Raw genomic sequence first — 17,491 nt, 5'->3', positions numbered from 1 at the left:
TAATCAAAATAATAAAGAGTAAGTAAAGAGCCTTTAATAGGCTCTTTAAACTATCTTAAAACTTCTATGGATATATCTTCACCATTTGAGCTTATCACGATCTCATCGCCGCTTTCAAGCTCATCTTTTAGTATCATATCGGCTAGGCGGTCTTCTACTAACTCATAAAGTGCGCGTCTAAGCGGTCTAGCGCCATAGACTATATCAAATCCGGCCTTTGCTATAAATTTCTTAGCCTCTTCATTCATGCTAGCTTTAATGCCGCGATTTAGAAGCGTTTTTTCAAGCTCTTTAAACATAATTGCTACGATTTGAACAAGTCCTTCTTCGCTTAGCGGATTAAAGATGATAGTATCATCAAGCCTGTTTAAAAATTCAGGCTTAAAGTAGCTTTTTAGCTCGTTTTTAACAGCCTCTTCTCTCTCTTCGCCCTTTAAATCCATGATAAAATTTGAAGCGATGTTTGAGGTTAGGATAATGATCGTATTTTTAAAATCAACCGTCACACCCTTATTATCCGTCGCTCGCCCGTCATCCATAATGCCAAGCAGGATATTAAACACATCTTTATGCGCCTTTTCTATCTCGTCAAATAGTATCACGCTATAAGGACGCCTTCTAACGGCCTCGGTTAGCTGTCCTCCCTCATCATATCCTACATATCCCGGAGGCGCTCCAAGAAGCCTTGAGACGCTATGTTTTTCCATATATTCGCTCATGTCAAAGCGTATAAGCGCTCTTTCGTCATCAAACAAAAATTTAGCTAGAGCCTTAGCCGACTGGGTCTTGCCCACGCCTGTTGGACCAAGGAAAAGAAACGATCCTATCGGACGAGAGCCTTCATTAAGTCCTGCTTTATTTCGTTTGATAGCTCTTGCTAGAGCGTGAAGCGCAGGATCTTGTCCTACCACGCTATCTCTTAAATGATCCTCTATCATCAGGTATTTTTGCTTCTCGCTCGTTAACATCTTTGAAACCGAAATTCCCGTCCACTTGCTTAAAATTCCCGCAACCAACTCTTCATCCACTTGATTTTTAAGCAGAACGCCCGCCTTTTTCATCTCTTCCCACTTGATCTCAAGCTCTTTTTGGCGGTTTGAAGCGTCTAAAATTTTGCCGTATTCTATCTCGGCGGCCTTTTGAAGATCACCGTTTCTACGTGCTATCTCAGCCTCGTTTTTAAGAGTTTCTATCTCTTTTTTTGCATTTGAAATTCCGTTAAATACGCTCTTTTCATTTTCAAATTTCACTTCAAGAGCTTGCTTTTTCTCGTTTAGATCGGCAATTTCTTTCTCTATCTCTTTAAGACGCTCTTCGTTTTTAGTCTCATCTTCCATCTTGAGCGCCTCTTTTTCAACCTGAAGCGTTACTATCTCGCGCTTAATCTTAGCCAGATCATAAGGCTCGCTTTCTATCTGCATCTTAAGCTCGGCAGCCGCCTCATCGATGAGGTCTATAGCTTTATCAGGCAAAAAGCGGTTTGAGATATATCGATCGCTTAGCTTTGCAGCCGCTACCAAAGCGCTGTCGGTTATGCTTACGCTATGGTGAACCTCTAAACGCTCCTTTATACCGCGCAAAATTTGCAAGGCCTCATTTACGCTTGGCTCTTTTACGTCAATGGGCTGAAATCGGCGCTGAAGTGCGGCGTCTTTTTCAAAATATTTCCTATACTCTTTTAGTGTCGTTGCACCCACGGCATGCAACTCTCCTCTTGCAAGTGCAGGCTTGAGGATGTTTGCCGCGTCCATACTTCCCTCGCTCGCTCCCGCACCTACGATAGTATGAATTTCATCGATAAAAAGTATGATATTTCCCGCGCTTTTTACTTCGTTTATGACGGCTTTTAATCTATCTTCAAATTCACCCCTATACTTTGCGCCCGCAATAAGAGCGCTCATATCAAGCGCGATAACTCGCTTGTTCATAAGACTTACGGGAACGTCTTTTGAAACTATCTTTTGAGCTAATCCTTCAACGATAGCTGTTTTTCCGACACCAGGCTCACCAAGCAAGATAGGATTGTTTTTGCTCTTTCTTATTAGAATTTGCATCATCCTGGTTATCTCTTCATCTCGCCCGATAACCGGATCAAGCTCGGCATTTATCGCTTTTTTTGTTAGATCGATACCGAATTTTTCCAAACTATCAAGAGTTTCGTCGCTTGTTTGAGTGTCTATCTTTCGCCCTGCCCTAATGACTTCTAAACTCTTTTTGATCTCAAGAATATCGGTAAATTTAGCCAAAATTTCTCTTATCTCTTTAAGCTCTAAAGCGGAAATTATCCAAGTATCAACCGCTATAAAGCTATCGCCCATACTTACCATAAGAGCTTTTGCGCTCTCAAGCGAATTTAAAAGTTCGCGAGAAATTTGGACATTTTCTTTGCTTACATTTGAGCTGGTTGCCAGGCTTGAAATTTTACTCTTAACCTCCAAATCAACAGCATTTTTTGAGATCGACATCTGGTTGAAGACTTGATTTAGTATGGAAGCCGAGTCCGTCACTAAGCCCCAAAAAACGTGCAAAGGCACGACTTGTGGATTTTTAGCGTGTATGGCTAAACTTATACCGTTTTCAAGAGCTTCTTGCATCTGTACGGTTAAACTTTCACCTATGTTTGCCATTTTATTCTCCTTAGTTTTATAATAATAGTATTATATAACTTTAGTGAAGTATTGTCAAGTTTCATTAGTATATGTATTACATATCGATATAAACATTAAGCTTTTTATTTCTAAATTTTAAATCTCTAATAGCTTAAATTTAGCGACATTTTATACAATTTTTTCTATAATTAAACCCATTTAATATATAGGAGAATTTTTTGAGCAAGAAAGGGATTTTTTTCACTTCAGGGTTGGTTTCTGCAGCACTTGCCGCCACATTAATCACAGCAAACCTGAATGCAAAAAACAATGAAGATGATGCGAGTGCAAGAGTAGAAGCTCTATCTAAACTTACAAAGACAATATCAACAGTTGAAAAGTACTATGTAGACGATATGAAATTTAAAGAGATTGTGGATAAAGCCATAGAAGGGCTTTTAAACAATCTTGATGCACATTCTGGCTATCTAAGCGAAAAAGCTTTTAAGGATATGCAAGTGCAAACAAACGGTGAATTTGGAGGACTTGGTATAACGGTAGGGATTAAAGATGGCGCACTGACAGTTATATCGCCTATCGAAGGCACTCCTGCAGATAAAGCAGGCGTAAAAAGCGGAGATATCATCCTAAGGATAGATGGCAACGCAACTCTTGGCACAACGATAGAAGAAGCCGTTAATAAGATGCGTGGCAAACCAAAGACACCAATTACCATAACTATAGTGCGAAAAGGCGAGCCAAAGCCGTTTGACATAAAACTAATTCGCGACATAATCTCAGTGGAATCAGTATACGCAAAGATGATAGAAAATGAAAATATACTATATCTTAGAGTAACAAATTTCGATAAACATGTTACTCAGAAAGCTGAAGATTTTATTAAAAAATATCCAAAAGCGGAAGGTATTGTTCTAGATCTTCGTAATAACCCTGGTGGACTTTTAAATCAAGCTGTAGGACTTACAAATTTATTCGTAGATAGCGGAATAATCGTATCTCAAAAAGGAAGAAATTCGAGCGAAAATTCCGAATACAAGGCATCAAGAAGTAACAAGATAACAAATCTTCCTTTGGCTGTATTAGTAAATGGAGGAAGTGCAAGCGCTAGCGAGATTGTAAGCGGTTCTCTACAAGATCACAAAAGAGCTGTTGTAGTAGGAGAAAACACCTTTGGCAAAGGAAGTGTGCAGATAATATTACCTGTAGATGGCAAAGAGGCTCTAAGGCTTACTATAGCTAGATACTACCTGCCAAGCGGACGCACAATACAAGCAGTAGGTGTAACTCCGGATATAAAAGTATTTCCCGGCAAGGTTCCTCAGGAAGAATCAAGTATGTTTGCGATAAAAGAGAGTGAGTTAAAAAAACATCTTGAAAATGAACTAACAAAAATTTCAGATCATAAAAAAGATGCGAATTTAACAGCTAAAAAAGATGAAACAAAAGAAGATAAAACTATACTGGCTCAAGCAAAAGTAAATGAAGACATGCAACTAAAATCTGCTATAGATGCTATAAAAGTGTTAAAAATCAAATAACTTAAGGAGAACAGGATGGAGAAAAAAGAGTTAATCTACGAAGGAAAAGGCAAAAAGATGTACGCGACTGATGACGCGGATCTTTTGATAGCTGAGTTTAAAGACGACTTAACGGCTTTTGACGCTCAAAAGAGAGGAAACGAGGCTGGAAAAGGCGCTCTAAATAATAAAATTTCAACGCAACTTTTCAATCTTTTAAAAGAAAAGGGTATAGAAACTCACTTGGTAAAAACACTTAACGATACTGAACAACTGATTAAAAAATGCAAAATCATCCCTCTTGAAGTAGTAGTAAGAAATATAGCTACGGGTTCACTTACTAAGCGCCTGGCTATACCTGACGGAACAGTTTTGCCTTTTGCTTTGGTTGAGCTATATTACAAAGACGATGCACTACATGATCCTTTGGTGAACGATGAGCACTGCTTGGCAATGGGGCTTGTAAAGAGCGAAAATGACCTTAATAGACTAAAGCATCTAGGTAGAGAGATAAATTCTGTATTGTTTAAATTTTTTGCGGATAGAAAGTTAAAACTTGTTGATTTCAAAGTCGAATTTGGCGTAGATAAAGATGGAAATATTATACTTGCAGACGAAATTAGTCCTGACAGCTGCAGATTTTGGGATGCAGATACAAATGAAAAGCTTGACAAAGATAGATTTAGACAAGATATTGGAAATGTAAAAGTAGCCTACGAAGAGGTTTTAAGAAGAATTTTATCATAAAGGGTATAGATGAAAGCTATAGTAAACGTATCGCTTAAAAATGGAGTTTTGGATCCTCAAGGAAAGGCTGTAGAACACGCACTTGGCTCGCTCGGATTTAACGGTATATCAAACGTAAGAGTCGGAAAACAAATCGTTCTTGACATAAATGCTAAGGATAAAGATGAGGCTAAAAAAGCTCTTGCAAATATGTGTGAAGAGCTTTTAGCGAACACAGTTATAGAAGATTACGAGATAATAGTATGAAAGTAGCGATAGTTCTTTTTCCAGGAACAAACTGTGAAGCGGATACAAAATACGCATTTGATCTTTTAGGATGCGAAACAGAAATCATCTGGCATAAGCAAGATAGTATAAATGCGGACTTGATAGTTCTTCCTGGTGGATTTAGCTATGGAGACTACCTAAGAACGGCAGCTATTGCCAAATTTTCTCCAGCCATGAAAGCCGTCGTAGATCATGCTAAAAAAGGCGGATATATCCTAGGAATTTGCAATGGTTTTCAAATGCTAACAGAGCTAAAATTGCTTGATGGGGCAATGAGAAGAAATGAGAATTTGAGCTTCATTTCAAAGTATCACCATTTAAAAGTAATTTCAAACAAAAATTTATTTCTCTCAAATTTACAAGAAGAAGAAATAGTTGCCATGCCAATAGCTCACGGTGAAGGAAATTTCTATACTGATGAAGATACTTTAAAAAGCATGTATGACAACGAGCAAGTGCTTTTAAAATATTGTGATAAAGATGGAAATGATCTAAATCCAAACGGCTCGATAGATAGTATCGCTGGAATTTGTGATAAAAATAAAAAGATTTTCGGACTTATGCCACATCCGGAAAGAGCATGCGAGAAAATCTTAGGTGGAGATGACGGACTTAGGATGCTTAAAGGGCTAGTTTGTTAAAACAAATCGCCCTATCTTTGATAGCCGTTTTTTCTATTGCGCAAGAACCTAGTATCTTTGATATGATGGGAGGCGAAAGAAGCGAAAAGGTTATCAAAAAGGCTCCGCTGCAAACTATAGCTCCCACAAACGAGCCTGAAATAAATATATCTGAAACTCAAATTTATCAGACGGTAGAGCCAAGCCAGCTTATAATCACAACCTCGGATATGCCAAAAGAGGTCTATTCGGGCGAGATTTTTAAATTCGGAATTACTGCCAATATTCAATCAAATATAGTAGTAGATATCCAAACAACGGTATTAGAAAATGAAAATTTAAAATGGTTGAATAAAAATATACAATGGGAAAATATCGGTAACGGAATTTACAAAAGTGAGATATTTTTAGAAGCTAACTCAACAGAACCAAAGAATACAAAGATAACCATAAATTTAAAAAGAAATGGTGAATTTTTCCAAACTGCAAATACAACTATCAATCTACCAAGCTTAAAACAGATAAAAAGCGATCAAAATTATAGCCATGTAGTAGCAAACTCACTAGAAATTAAAAAACATAAAACAAACAAATTTGATGACAAAAATTTAATTATGATAGTTGAACTAATCGGCAAAAATACTAATATAACCGACTTTTGGCTAAATGACCCTGCAATATTAAAGCAAGGAGTTGATTCCGTAAGTGGAAATTTTAATTCACATAGCGGTTTTTATTTTGCAATTTTTACTCCTGAAAAAACTTCTCTGGATTTTAGCTATTTTAATCTAAAAAGCAAAAAGCTAGAAAGCTTTTCTCTTCCTGTTATAGTAGAAGATGACGAAATAAGCACTCAAATCGGACTAAATCCGAAACAAAGTAAATTTGAAATCTATAAAGACACAGCCGGATATATTCTACTAGCGACCTCTTTTATTTTGTTCTTAATCAAAAGAAATAGTATATTTTTAGTATTGACATTGTTTTTTGGAACTTATGGAATATATAGCTATAACCCGTTTGGAAATGCGGTGCTTAAAAAAAATGTAAGCATAAAAATTCTCCCTACTCAAAATTCAAGCATATTCTTTACAACTGAAAATGAAGAAAAAGTAGAAATTTTAGGAGAAAGAAAAGAATTTAAAAAAGTCTTGCTAAATGATGGCAAGGTTGGCTGGGTATTAAAAGATGATATTATCAAGAATTAAAGCCGCCTATTTTGCGGTTGAATTTATAATCAGTATTCTTTTTGTTGTATTTTTTATGTGGCTCTTTAAAAACAACATTCGTAATATAAGGCGTATTTGGGCTAAGACACAAAGATTTTTTGGATTTTACTCCATAAAAATTGAGGCAGAATTTAATCAAAACGCCAATATGATTATTATGAATCATCAAAGCATGCTAGATATAGTGGCTCTAGAAGAAGTACATCCTAAAAATCTTTGCTGGATAGCTAAAAAAGAGATAGGAGAAATACCTATCATAGGCAAAATTTTAAGTTTACCAAAGATGATTGCAGTAGATAGAGAGAGTAAGCACTCTTTAGTAAAATTAGTAAAAGAAGCGCAAGACAGAGTAAACAGCGGACGTGTTTTAGCTATTTTCCCTGAAGGAACTAGATCTCAGACAGATACGCTTTTGCCTTTTAAGGGTGGAGCAAAAATAATAGTTGATAGGCTAAATTTAAAAGTTCAGCCGATAGTAATAGTCGGAAGCGATATAATGGATGTTAAAAAATTCAGATTTAAAAATGGTGAGATTAAAATAATCTGTCTTGACGTCGTTGATACTAGCGATAAAAATTGGCTAGAGATCACACGAGAAAAAATGCAAAAAGTCCTTGATAAAGAGCGAAATACTAGTAAAAGCTAATATATCATATATCATTATTAAACTACTTAAACTATGATAAGATTTTTTATTATTTTATTTTTATTGCTCCAAACATTAATGGCAAACGAGATAAATTTTGATATTTTCTATGATCACAACACTACAAATGAAGAGGTTAATAAAGAGCTAGATAAGTTACTTCTTGTTTTAGATAAAAATCCAAATTTGATAAATAAAGAGTTTGGTGAATATAATGAGCGAATTTTTTCATTTTTTATCATAAATAGCAAAGTGGGGAATACAGGCAAATTTGATTTTGAACGTTTAGAAAAAGTTCTTAAATTTAGACCTGATCTAAATTATAATATGTATAAAATAGACAACTCTTCACCACTTCATATGGCTATTGCCCTAGGTTTTGATCATGAGATAAAAAATGCAATAAGCGAAGATGAAATTTTAAGACTGATGGAAATTCTAGTTAAAAACGGAGCTAACGTAACAGCCAAAGAGCTTTTAGTCACAGCCTACTCTAGTGATAAATTTGAAATTTTTAAATACCTTCTTGATAGTAAAATAAGAGATACTAGCAGAATCATGCTTTCTATCGCTGCCGATATAGCTATATTTATAGGGCACAACGGACTTTCTGTCCAGAGAAAGAAGACTCAAAACAGCAAAGAAAGAGAGTTTGTAAAAACAGATAAATTTAAAAATTTTTATGAAGACAAGATAAAATTTCTAGAAGAAGCGCTTAAATTTATAAAATTAAGTGAATTTAACTCTAAAGAGATCGAAACTTTTATAATTATAAATTCTATTTTGGACAACGAGAAAGCCATTAAAATTTTACTTGATAATGGACTTTGCAAGCTTGCAAAGATTTGTGATTTTTCAATAGAGACCGCAAAGCATTATAACAGTAAAAAGATATTAAAGCTACTAAAAGATATGAAATAAATATTAAACTTGATATTAACTATATCAAGTTTATTGAATTTATATTATAATTTATTGAAAAAATTAGCAATTTGTAGTATAATCTGCCAAAAATTAAACAAAAAAGGAAAAAATATGGCAAAAAAAGCAGATAAATTTGAATTTCAAACCGAAGTGAATGAGCTTTTAAACCTCATGATTCACTCACTATATTCAAACAAAGAGATTTTTCTAAGAGAGCTTATATCAAACGCATCAGACGCTCTTGATAAATTAAACTATCTTTGCTTAACCAACGATGATTATAAGACTTTAAATTACTTGCCTAGAATTGACATAATCCTAGATAAAGATAAAAAAACACTCACAATCAGTGATAACGGCATAGGCATGAACAAAGAGGATTTGATAAATAATTTAGGCACTATCGCAAGAAGTGGAACGAAGAACTTTGTAAAAGAGCTTAGCGGTGAAGCTAAAAAAGATAGCGCACTTATCGGACAGTTTGGAGTTGGATTTTACTCAGCATTTATGGTTGCCGATAAAATAGAAGTTTTAAGCAAAAAAGCCCTTGAAGACAAAGCCTTCTTATGGAGCTCAGATGCAAAAAGCTATGAGATTAAAGAGAGTCAAAAGAACGCTCACGGAACAATCATAACTTTATTTTTAAAAGATAGTGAATTTAGTGAATTTTACCGCATAGAAGGTATCGTAAAAAAATATTCTAACCATATTCCATATCCTATATTTTCCGATAAAGAAGAGTATATTCCTCCAAAAGATGGAGAAAAAGAAGGAAGCTACGAAACTAAAAATGTACAGATAAATAAAGCCTCTGCCCTCTGGAAACTAAATAAATCAAATATCAAGGCTAATGAATATAATGATTTCTACAAACAAATCAGCCATGACAGCACGGATCCTTTGGCATATTTTCATACTAAAGCCGAAGGAAAGATAGAATACACCACCCTATTTTTTATCCCGGCTACAGAGCCGTTTGATCTATTTCGAGTGGATTACCAAAGTGGCGTAAAGCTATATGTAAAAAGCGTATTTATAAGTGATGACGCAAAAGAGCTTTTGCCACCATTTTTAAGATTTGTAAGAGGAATAATAGATGTTGAGGATTTGCCACTTAACGTAAGCCGTGAAATTTTACAGGAAAATAAGATAATGGCAAATGTAAAAGATCAAAGCATCAAAAAAATATTAACTGAGCTTAATAAAATCAAAGACAAAGATAGAGAAAAATACATAAAATTTTACAAATTATTTGGAAAAGTGCTTAAAGAGGGGCTATATGGATTTAATAACGATAAAGAGCAAATTTTAGATCTTGTTTTATTTAAATCTAGTAAAAGAGATAGTCTGATAAGTCTAAAAGAGTATAAAGAACAGATGAAAGAGGATCAAAAAAGCATATATTATATAAGTGGAAACAACGAGTCTATGCTAAGAAATTCACCTCTTCTTGAAAGCTTTAAGAAAAACGATATAGAAGTCTTAATAATGGACGAGGAAATTGATACTATAGTAATGCCTATGGTCTATGAGTTTGACAAAACTCCTATTAAGCCTGTAAATCACTCTGATATAGATAGCGAAATAAAAACCGAAGAAGATAAGATTGACGAGAGCAAGCACACTGAAATTTTAGTAAAAATGCGCGAAATTTTAAAAGACGATGTTAAAGACGTTAAGCTTAGCTCCAGACTTAGCGACTCGGCTGCTGTTTTGATATATGATAAAAACGATCCTGACTTTTCTATGCAAACTATATTAAAGCAGATGGGTCAGACAAATTTGCCAAAGGTTAAACCTATTTTAGAGATAAATCCAAATCATGAAATTTTTGAAAAATTGAACAAAAACGAGGCTATGATCCATGATATATCTACTCTACTTCTTGATATGGCAAAGATCAATGAGGGAATGAATATAGAAAATCCTTTAGAATTTAGCAAAACCTTAACTAGAGTAATGCTAAAAGCACTATAAAAACTACTATTTTTAATTTTGGTTATCTTAAATTTTGAGTTTTTAAGATAACCAAAAATTTAGTTATAAATTTCTATTTCTTTAAGCAAAAGATAATACTTCTGGTAATATAATAAAGATAGATTAATTTAATGAAAATATTTATTTTTGAAAATAATCAAAGGAGTGCCAATGTCGCTATTTCAATCAAAAGGCTTTCAGCGTCTTTTGATGATTTTAAGTATAGCTTCGATACTTGTTTTAGGATATATCTTCCTACAAATGCGAAGCGTGTCAGAAGACTTAGTAGGTGCTGCACAAAAACAGCTTACATCATATAAATTGGCTGACGAACTTAGGCAAAGCTCTGATGACTTGACTAGTCTTGTTAGAACTTTTGTGGCTACTAATGGAAATCCGATTTATGAAAAACAATACAATCAAGTATTGGATATAAGAAATGGAAAAATTCCTAGACCTGATACAAAAGAGCAAATTTCTCTAAAAGATCTTATGCAAAAAGAGGGATTTACACAGGATGAATTTAAGAAGTTGGAATCTGCTGAAGGAAAATCTACAGATCTTGCCAAGCTTGAAATAAAAGCTATAGATATTATTAAAAAATACGGTTCTAAAGATGAAGCTATAGAGCTTGTATTTGGCAAAACCTACAATGACTACAAAGCTGAAATTTCTAAACCTATAGATGAATTTTTCGCTTTAGTTGAGCAAAGAACAACAAAAAGCTTTGAGTTTTTTAAAGATAACCTGACAAACCTTCAAATTATATTCTTGACTTTATTGATAGTAACGATCATACTTGTAGCTCTGCTTGCATATGTTAGCGAAAAGGTTCCAGAAGGGCTTCTTGGAGCAAAAGCATCAAAGATAGAAGAAGTTGTCAAAGAGGTTTCAAAAGGAAATTTAGCAGTAGCTATAAAAACAGACAATCCAAACAGTGCAATTGGGCTTTTAAAAACAGCTGTTGATAACTTAAAAGCTCTAATAAGCGAAGTTAAACATCTCTCTGCAGAAAACTCATCAGTCTCATACGAGCTATCTGCAGCAGCTATTCAAACTGGAAAAAACGTTGAAAACTCATCAAATATAATTCAGGAAACTACAAATAAAGCTACAACTATAAAAGAGCAAATTGAAAATTCCATAGAAGAAGCTAAAAAGAGCAAGGCTGATATGGAGGCTGCGAGTAGCAGTATCATAGAAGCAAATAACGCCATAGAGCATCTAAGCAACAAAATTCAATCCAGTGTCGAAGTTGAGCTTGATCTTGCAAGTAGAATTTCTCAACTTAGTAGCGACGCAGAGCAAGTAAAAGGTGTGTTAGCTGTAATAAACGATATAGCAGATCAAACAAACCTATTAGCACTCAATGCAGCTATCGAAGCGGCAAGAGCTGGCGAGCACGGGCGCGGGTTTGCAGTAGTTGCCGATGAGGTTAGAAAACTGGCCGAAAGAACTCAAAAAAGCCTAGTGGAGATAAATGCTACAATAAATATTATAGTGCAAGCTATATCAGACTCAAGCGAGAAGATGAACTCAAATTCTAGACAAATAGGAGAGCTTACTTTAGTGGCGGATGAGGTTAGAGACAAGATAGTATTTATGAGCAATAGTATGCAAAAAGCTATAATTATGTCTGATACCAGAGTTGAAGACTATATAAAAACTGGTGATAATATAAAGCAAATTATCTATGGAATGTCAAATATCAACAACATCTCATCCGAAAATACAAAGAGCGTAGAAGAGATAGCAAACGCGACAGATCACTTAAATAAAATGACAGAGATACTAAATAATAAACTTTCTGAGTTTAAAACTTGATATTTTATGGTCTCTTACTGAGACCATAAAAATTTATATTTTTTCCTTGGCCATTCCAGCTTCTATCAAAAATCTACTTGGTTGATAAGTAACTCTTTTTATCTTATCGTATTTTGCATAGCTTAGATATAGCTCATCTCTTGCTCTAGTAACAGCAACATAAAACAGCCTTCTCTCCTCTTCCAAACTTCCGCCCATACCCATAAGCTTTAAATTTGGAAAGCGATTTTGTGCAAGATCAACTATAAAAACCTGATCAAATTCAAGCCCCTTGCTAGCATGTACGCTTAGTAAATTTACACCCTCTCCTTCGCTCATCTCATTGCTGCCAAGAGTTATGAAGTTATAAAATTTTTCCAAATCACTGTAGTTTTTACTAAGCTCACTTAATATTTCAACTTTAGCCATGATTTTTTCTATAGCTTCTGTTTTTAAGCCCTCATCAATATTTCCATTTTTCATTGTAGCTCTTTTGGTAGCTAAAAAATCAACTATAAGAGAGTAAATTTTGCTATTTTTAATCTCGTTGATTAAAGAATTTGGTCTAGAAAGACGTCTTGCATGAAGTAAAAAATTATAAATTTCATACAAAAATATTGCCGCATTTTCATTTAATTTTTCCATTTTAAGTATCGGATGAGAGAAAAATTTATCACTAAATTTAAGCTTAGAAAACCTTGACATCTCACCTATTTCACTAAATTCGTCAAAGAGTCCTAATTGATAGTTTTTTTTCTTTTTTTCAAAGGCATTTACTTTATCGTCAGGATTTAAAAACCCGTCTATCAAATTTCCGTGCCCTACTTTTACAATCAGATCAAACATCTCCTTACTAAGAGCGGCTCCAACGCCCTTAGCATATTCGCATACATGAATAAAGGCCATAATATCTTTTGGGTTTATTAAAATTGCGTATATATCCATTAAAGCCCTTATCTCTCTGCTTTCAAAAAAACTAACCCCTCCTTTTCGCTTAGAACTAATTCCTCGCTCTTTTAAAGCCACCTCAAGCCCATCCGCACTTGAGTTGTTACGAAAAATTATTGCAATATTTTCTTTGCTAAATTTTGAATTTGATATTATGTCGGCAATATTTGAATATTGATTAAAAAGCTCATCATAAACAAGAAGTTTTGGTGATGGTAAATTTCCCTCTCGGCTTACAATCAGTTTTTTATCATACAAACGAGGATTGTTTGAGATAACTTTATTTGCAAGGGCTAATATGCTTGAGCTACTGCGGTAATTTATATTTAAAGCATAGATACTGGCATCTTTAAACCTATCTTTAAAAGATCCGATTATCTCTATATTTGCACCGTTAAAGGCATATATACTCTGATCAAAATCACCTACACAAAATAAGCTTTTGGTATTAAACGCATCTATTAAAGAGCCTTGAAGGGTATTTGTATCCTGATATTCGTCTATTAAAATTTCATCATATTTTAAAGGCGCTCCCTTTCTAAGCTCATTTCGCATTTTTATAAGCAGATCGTTAAAATCCGCATAGCCAAATTTTACCTTTTCTTGCTCAAACTCATTTAAAATATCATCATAAATTTCAGCATATACAGCCTGCTCTTCATTTCTAGCCTTAAACCACTCATAAAAACTCTCTTCATTGCTTGAATTTTGATAAAGTGAATATAGATCGTATAGATAAGCTCCACCATACGCCTTAGCTTCGCCCAAATGTTGAAATCTGCGCCTTTCCACAAGACTTTTTAAAAGAGTTTTTAGCTCGCTTGGCTGTTTTAATACTATATTTTTTTCAAGAGATTTTAAAAGAGAGTAAGATACAGAGTGAAATGTGCCAGCAGTAATTTTAGAAGTAATTTTTTTGTCAAAATAACACTCTAGCCTCTCTATCATCTCACTTGAGGCCTTGTTTGTAAAGGTTAAAAGCAAAATTTTACTAGGATTTACTCCTAAATTTAATAGATGCGCTATCCTTGCAACGATCGTTGAAGTCTTGCCTGTGCCTGCGCTTGCTATGATAAGATTGTGCCCAAAAGGCGCGGTTGCGGCACTGTATTGATCCGAATTTAGTCTTGAAAGTGGCATTTATCCTCTCTTAAAAAAGATTTGATTATACGCTAATTTAAATTTAAAGCTTATAAAATTTAAATTAGTACTTACGCTTTTAACATATTTATAAGAAAATTTTAAGTAAAATCGAGGCTAAATTCCAAAATACGGAGAGAGTTTTGCAAGTAGATAAGTGGGTATTTTACGCTTGCGTAGCACTGATAACTATAGGTATTATTTTTTCACTCTCTTTACCTGTTTTTACCGTACTTTTTTTCAACTACGAGCCTTATCATTTCTTTTATAGGCAACTAGCAGTCGGCGTTTTAGGCATATTTATCATGTGGGGTCTATCACAGCTGAATCCAGATAAATCGCTAGTGTTGATAGGCTTTGGATTATTTATCCTATGCGCTCTTGCTATGGGTGTTATGCATGCACTTCCAAGCTCTATGGTTACGGATGCGGGAGGCGCAAAAAGATGGATTAGACTACCTGGATTTTCACTCGCTCCGGTTGAGTTTTTTAAAATAGGCTTTGTCTATTTTCTTGCATGGAGCTTTGCAAGAAAGATTGATGATAGCAAAAAGAGCTTAAAGGAAGAATTTAACCTAATACTTCCGTATTTATTTTTATTTTTGATAGTTGTTTATCTAATAGCAGTCCTTCAAAACGATCTTGGTCAGGTTATAGTTTTGGCTCTTACTCTTGTAATGATGGCTCTTTTTGCAGGAACTAGCCTTAGGCTTTTTGGGATAGGGCTTTTTGGAGCGGGCATGCTTGCCACAATCGCAATAGTAACATCAGAGCATAGAATTTTACGTATTAAATCATGGTGGGGAACTATACAAAATATAGTGCTTTCAATACTGCCTGAAAATATGGCAAACGCCTTAAGAGTAGCAGATGTGCCTGAGCCATATCAAATTTCGCACTCGCTAAACGCGATAAAGCACGGCGGATTTTTCGGAGAAGGGCTTGGCGCAGGAGTATTTAAACTAGGCTTTTTAAGCGAGGTTCATACCGACTTCGTATTAGCGGGTATAGCTGAAGAGATTGGTGTATTAGGAATATTTGGTATCACTTCAATAATTGTATTTTTACTATATAGAATATTTAAAATTTCATCAAGGAGCGAAAATAAGGTCTATCATCTATTTTCACTAGGCATAGGGCTTTTGATATCATTTTCTTTTCTTATGAACTCTTACGGAATTACTTCCATAACTCCTATCAAAGGTATAGCGGTACCATTTCTAAGCTATGGAGGAAGTTCTATTTTGGCACTTTGCGTAGGAATAGGAATGGTTTTAATGATCAGTAAAAAGGCATCAAGCAAATGATAGTAATATGCGGTGGTGGCACAGGAGGACATCTGGCTATCGCAAAAACCCTCAATGAAGAGATTGCAAGTCGTGATATAAAAACCGTCTTCATAGGCTCAACCAACGGGCAAGATATGCAGTGGTTTGAAAATGATCAAAATTTCAACTCTAAATTTTTCTTGCCTAGCCAAGGAGTAGTAAATAAAAAAGGCTTTAATAAGCTTATTTCACTTTTTAATATCGTAAAACTAGCTTTTAAATGCAGGCAAATTTTTAAGGATAATAAAGTAAAGGCCGCAATAAGCGTAGGTGGTTACAGTGCAGCGCCTGCGGCATTTGCAGCCATTATATCAAATATACCGCTTTTTATACACGAACAAAACTCCATAGTCGGAAATTTAAATAAAATTTTAAAACCATTCGCAAAAGAGTTTTTTAGCTCATACGATGAGCCTAAATTTGACTATCCTGTAGCGGATAAATTTTTTGACACCTCGCGAGAGAGAAAAGAGCTAAGAACTATAATATTTCTAGGAGGCTCTCAGGGCGCATCGGCTATAAATTCACTTGCTTTAAATCTAGCTACGATATTAAAAGAAAAAAATATAAAAATAATTCATCAATGCGGTAAAAATTCGCTTGATAACTTACGAGAAGAGTATAAAAAGCTTGGATTTACAGATAAAACTTTAGAACTTTTTGACTTCAGTAAAGAGATAGAGCTAAAAATGAAAAAGGCCGATTTAGCCATAAGCAGAGCTGGAGCTAGCACACTATGGGAGCTTTGTGCAAACAATCTACCAACTATATTTATACCATACCCTCATGCAGCAAATAATCACCAAGTGCATAATGCAAAATTTTTAGTAGACCAAAATTTAGCTAAATTTTGCTTTCAAAAAGACAACAAAATAGACCAAAATGAGATTTTAAAACTAATAGAATCTATAAATTTAGAAGAAATTTCACTAAATTTAAAACATCAAATAAATAAAAATGGCGCAAGAAATATCGTGAATGAAATCCTATCTAGGATAGCTTTTCTCCGATAGAATTTACTTTAAGCTCTTTTAGTTCATATGCCAAATAGTGATATATAAGCTCTTCGGTTTTTAAGCTTTTATCACTAAATATTGGATTTATCATTGATATTATCCTATCTGCCATTCCTGCAATCTCGACTAAAAGAAGCTGGTCGTGTCGTTTTTTGGCTATTTTGATACTATATAGAAAAAATTTATATAAAACTTTAAACTCGCTCAAAATTACATTTGATATGATATTGGCTCTTATTTTTAGTGTTTCATCTATTTTTTTTTGGAATTCGACTAGGTCTTTAAGTATATTTTTTATGATTTTCATCTCTTTAACATTTCTTTGTATCCATCTTTTAGAGTCCGCTTTAAGTAAATTTCCATATTCCAAAACAAAAAGATCGACAATTTTTTTTATATTTTTGGAAGCCTCTTGAAGCTTACTGCTAACTTCAAGGCTAACTCCTTTTTTTTCAGTCTTGATTGAAATTTTCCTAATAATCTGATTAAGATATAGGCTAATATTATAATAGTATTCATCATTATCAAAAACATTTGCAAAATACATGCTATCTTTGTTCTCTAAAATATCATGCACTTTAATGGAGTCAACCAAAGCACTAAATTCGGCAATACTCATTTGAGTAGCCTCTTTTGCAATCTCTATATTTAAGAGTAATGCAAGTTCAGACTTTATATCATTGATGTTTTTTAATATTGAAGGATAATCCATTTTGTCCA

General features: G+C 34.2%; 13 protein-coding genes and 1 pseudogene. 11 read left to right on the top strand and 3 right to left on the bottom strand.

Going from position 1 to position 17,491, the window contains the following annotated elements; genetic code table 11:
• Positions 1–50: 50 nt before the first annotated feature.
• A complete protein-coding gene (locus tag CDOMC_RS04720; RefSeq protein ID WP_172128377.1) occupies positions 51–2,627 on the bottom strand; it encodes an ATP-dependent Clp protease ATP-binding subunit in 2,577 nt (858 codons plus the stop codon).
• Positions 2,628–2,827: 200 nt separating this feature from the next.
• Between CDOMC_RS04720 and CDOMC_RS04715 the strand changes: the two genes are divergently transcribed.
• The 9 genes and pseudogenes from CDOMC_RS04715 to CDOMC_RS10340 all read left to right on the top strand — a co-directional run.
• Positions 2,828–4,147 carry a S41 family peptidase gene (locus tag CDOMC_RS04715; RefSeq protein WP_172128376.1) on the top strand — a complete coding sequence of 440 codons (1,320 nt, stop codon included), beginning with the start codon at positions 2,828–2,830 and terminating at the stop codon, positions 4,145–4,147.
• Positions 4,148–4,162: 15 nt separating this feature from the next.
• Entirely contained in the window at positions 4,163–4,873 is a 711-nt protein-coding gene (gene purC, locus CDOMC_RS04710) for a phosphoribosylaminoimidazolesuccinocarboxamide synthase (RefSeq protein ID WP_172128374.1), read from the top strand.
• A gap of 9 nt (positions 4,874–4,882) precedes the next feature.
• A complete protein-coding gene (gene purS, locus CDOMC_RS04705) occupies positions 4,883–5,119 on the top strand; it encodes a phosphoribosylformylglycinamidine synthase subunit PurS (RefSeq protein WP_172128372.1) in 237 nt (78 codons plus the stop codon).
• Positions 5,116–5,781: a phosphoribosylformylglycinamidine synthase I gene (purQ, locus tag CDOMC_RS04700; RefSeq protein WP_172128370.1), complete on the top strand. Its 666-nt coding sequence runs from the start codon at positions 5,116–5,118 to the stop codon at positions 5,779–5,781. Before purS ends, purQ begins: the two co-directional genes overlap by 4 nt.
• On the top strand, positions 5,775–6,968 hold the full coding sequence (locus CDOMC_RS04695) for an SH3 domain-containing protein (RefSeq protein ID WP_172128368.1): 1,194 nt from the start codon (positions 5,775–5,777) through the stop codon (positions 6,966–6,968). Before purQ ends, CDOMC_RS04695 begins: the two co-directional genes overlap by 7 nt.
• Complete coding sequence (locus CDOMC_RS04690; RefSeq protein ID WP_172128366.1) at positions 6,949–7,635, top strand: lysophospholipid acyltransferase family protein; 687 nt, start codon at positions 6,949–6,951, stop codon at positions 7,633–7,635. Before CDOMC_RS04695 ends, CDOMC_RS04690 begins: the two co-directional genes overlap by 20 nt.
• A 78-nt stretch (positions 7,636–7,713) precedes the next feature.
• Positions 7,714–8,556 carry a hypothetical protein gene (locus CDOMC_RS04685; protein ID WP_185768481.1) on the top strand — a complete coding sequence of 281 codons (843 nt, stop codon included), beginning with the start codon at positions 7,714–7,716 and terminating at the stop codon, positions 8,554–8,556.
• 114 nt (positions 8,557–8,670) lie between these two features.
• A complete protein-coding gene (gene htpG, locus CDOMC_RS04680) occupies positions 8,671–10,536 on the top strand; it encodes a molecular chaperone HtpG (RefSeq protein ID WP_172128364.1) in 1,866 nt (621 codons plus the stop codon).
• Between the two features lie 1,326 nt (positions 10,537–11,862).
• Positions 11,863–12,360: pseudogene (locus CDOMC_RS10340) on the top strand (methyl-accepting chemotaxis protein); the annotation flags it as partial.
• A 33-nt stretch (positions 12,361–12,393) separates the two neighbouring features.
• Here CDOMC_RS10340 and CDOMC_RS04670 read toward each other — a convergent pair.
• Positions 12,394–14,427 carry an ATP-dependent helicase gene (locus CDOMC_RS04670; RefSeq protein WP_172128360.1) on the bottom strand — a complete coding sequence of 678 codons (2,034 nt, stop codon included), beginning with the start codon at positions 14,425–14,427 and terminating at the stop codon, positions 12,394–12,396.
• A 143-nt stretch (positions 14,428–14,570) separates the two neighbouring features.
• Here CDOMC_RS04670 and CDOMC_RS04665 point away from each other — a divergent pair, with 143 nt between their 5' ends.
• The gene (locus tag CDOMC_RS04665) at positions 14,571–15,734 is read left to right on the top strand and encodes a peptidoglycan glycosyltransferase FtsW (protein WP_172128358.1); all 1,164 of its coding nucleotides are present in this window, start codon (positions 14,571–14,573) and stop codon (positions 15,732–15,734) included.
• Positions 15,731–16,768: an undecaprenyldiphospho-muramoylpentapeptide beta-N-acetylglucosaminyltransferase gene (gene murG, locus CDOMC_RS04660; protein ID WP_172128356.1), complete on the top strand. Its 1,038-nt coding sequence runs from the start codon at positions 15,731–15,733 to the stop codon at positions 16,766–16,768. Before CDOMC_RS04665 ends, murG begins: the two co-directional genes overlap by 4 nt.
• Here the strand turns inward: murG and CDOMC_RS04655 are convergent.
• Complete coding sequence (locus CDOMC_RS04655; protein ID WP_172128354.1) at positions 16,746–17,483, bottom strand: imidazole glycerol phosphate synthase; 738 nt, start codon at positions 17,481–17,483, stop codon at positions 16,746–16,748. The two genes, murG and CDOMC_RS04655, sit on opposite strands and share 23 nt — an antisense overlap.
• Positions 17,484–17,491 lie beyond the last annotated feature (8 nt).

This window comes from Campylobacter sp. RM16192, from assembly GCF_004803855.2.
Classification (GTDB): domain Bacteria; phylum Campylobacterota; class Campylobacteria; order Campylobacterales; family Campylobacteraceae; genus Campylobacter_A.
This window is presented reverse-complemented; position numbering and strand designations above follow the sequence as displayed.

Bases quoted from the DNA above. Each gene is read 5' to 3' on its own strand.
- CDOMC_RS04720 (WP_172128377.1), bottom strand. From the start codon at position 2,627: ATGGCAAACATAGGTGAAAGTTTAACCGTACAGATGCAAGAAGCTCTT.
- purC (WP_172128374.1), top strand. From the start codon at position 4,163: ATGGAGAAAAAAGAGTTAATCTACGAAGGAAAAGGCAAAAAGATGTAC.
- purS (WP_172128372.1), top strand. From the start codon at position 4,883: ATGAAAGCTATAGTAAACGTATCGCTTAAAAATGGAGTTTTGGATCCT.
- purQ (WP_172128370.1), top strand. From the start codon at position 5,116: ATGAAAGTAGCGATAGTTCTTTTTCCAGGAACAAACTGTGAAGCGGAT.
- CDOMC_RS04690 (WP_172128366.1), top strand. From the start codon at position 6,949: ATGATATTATCAAGAATTAAAGCCGCCTATTTTGCGGTTGAATTTATA.
- CDOMC_RS04685 (WP_185768481.1), top strand. From the start codon at position 7,714: ATGGCAAACGAGATAAATTTTGATATTTTCTATGATCACAACACTACA.
- htpG (WP_172128364.1), top strand. From the start codon at position 8,671: ATGGCAAAAAAAGCAGATAAATTTGAATTTCAAACCGAAGTGAATGAG.
- CDOMC_RS04670 (WP_172128360.1), bottom strand. From the start codon at position 14,427: ATGCCACTTTCAAGACTAAATTCGGATCAATACAGTGCCGCAACCGCG.
- murG (WP_172128356.1), top strand. From the start codon at position 15,731: ATGATAGTAATATGCGGTGGTGGCACAGGAGGACATCTGGCTATCGCA.
- CDOMC_RS04655 (WP_172128354.1), bottom strand. From the start codon at position 17,483: ATGGATTATCCTTCAATATTAAAAAACATCAATGATATAAAGTCTGAA.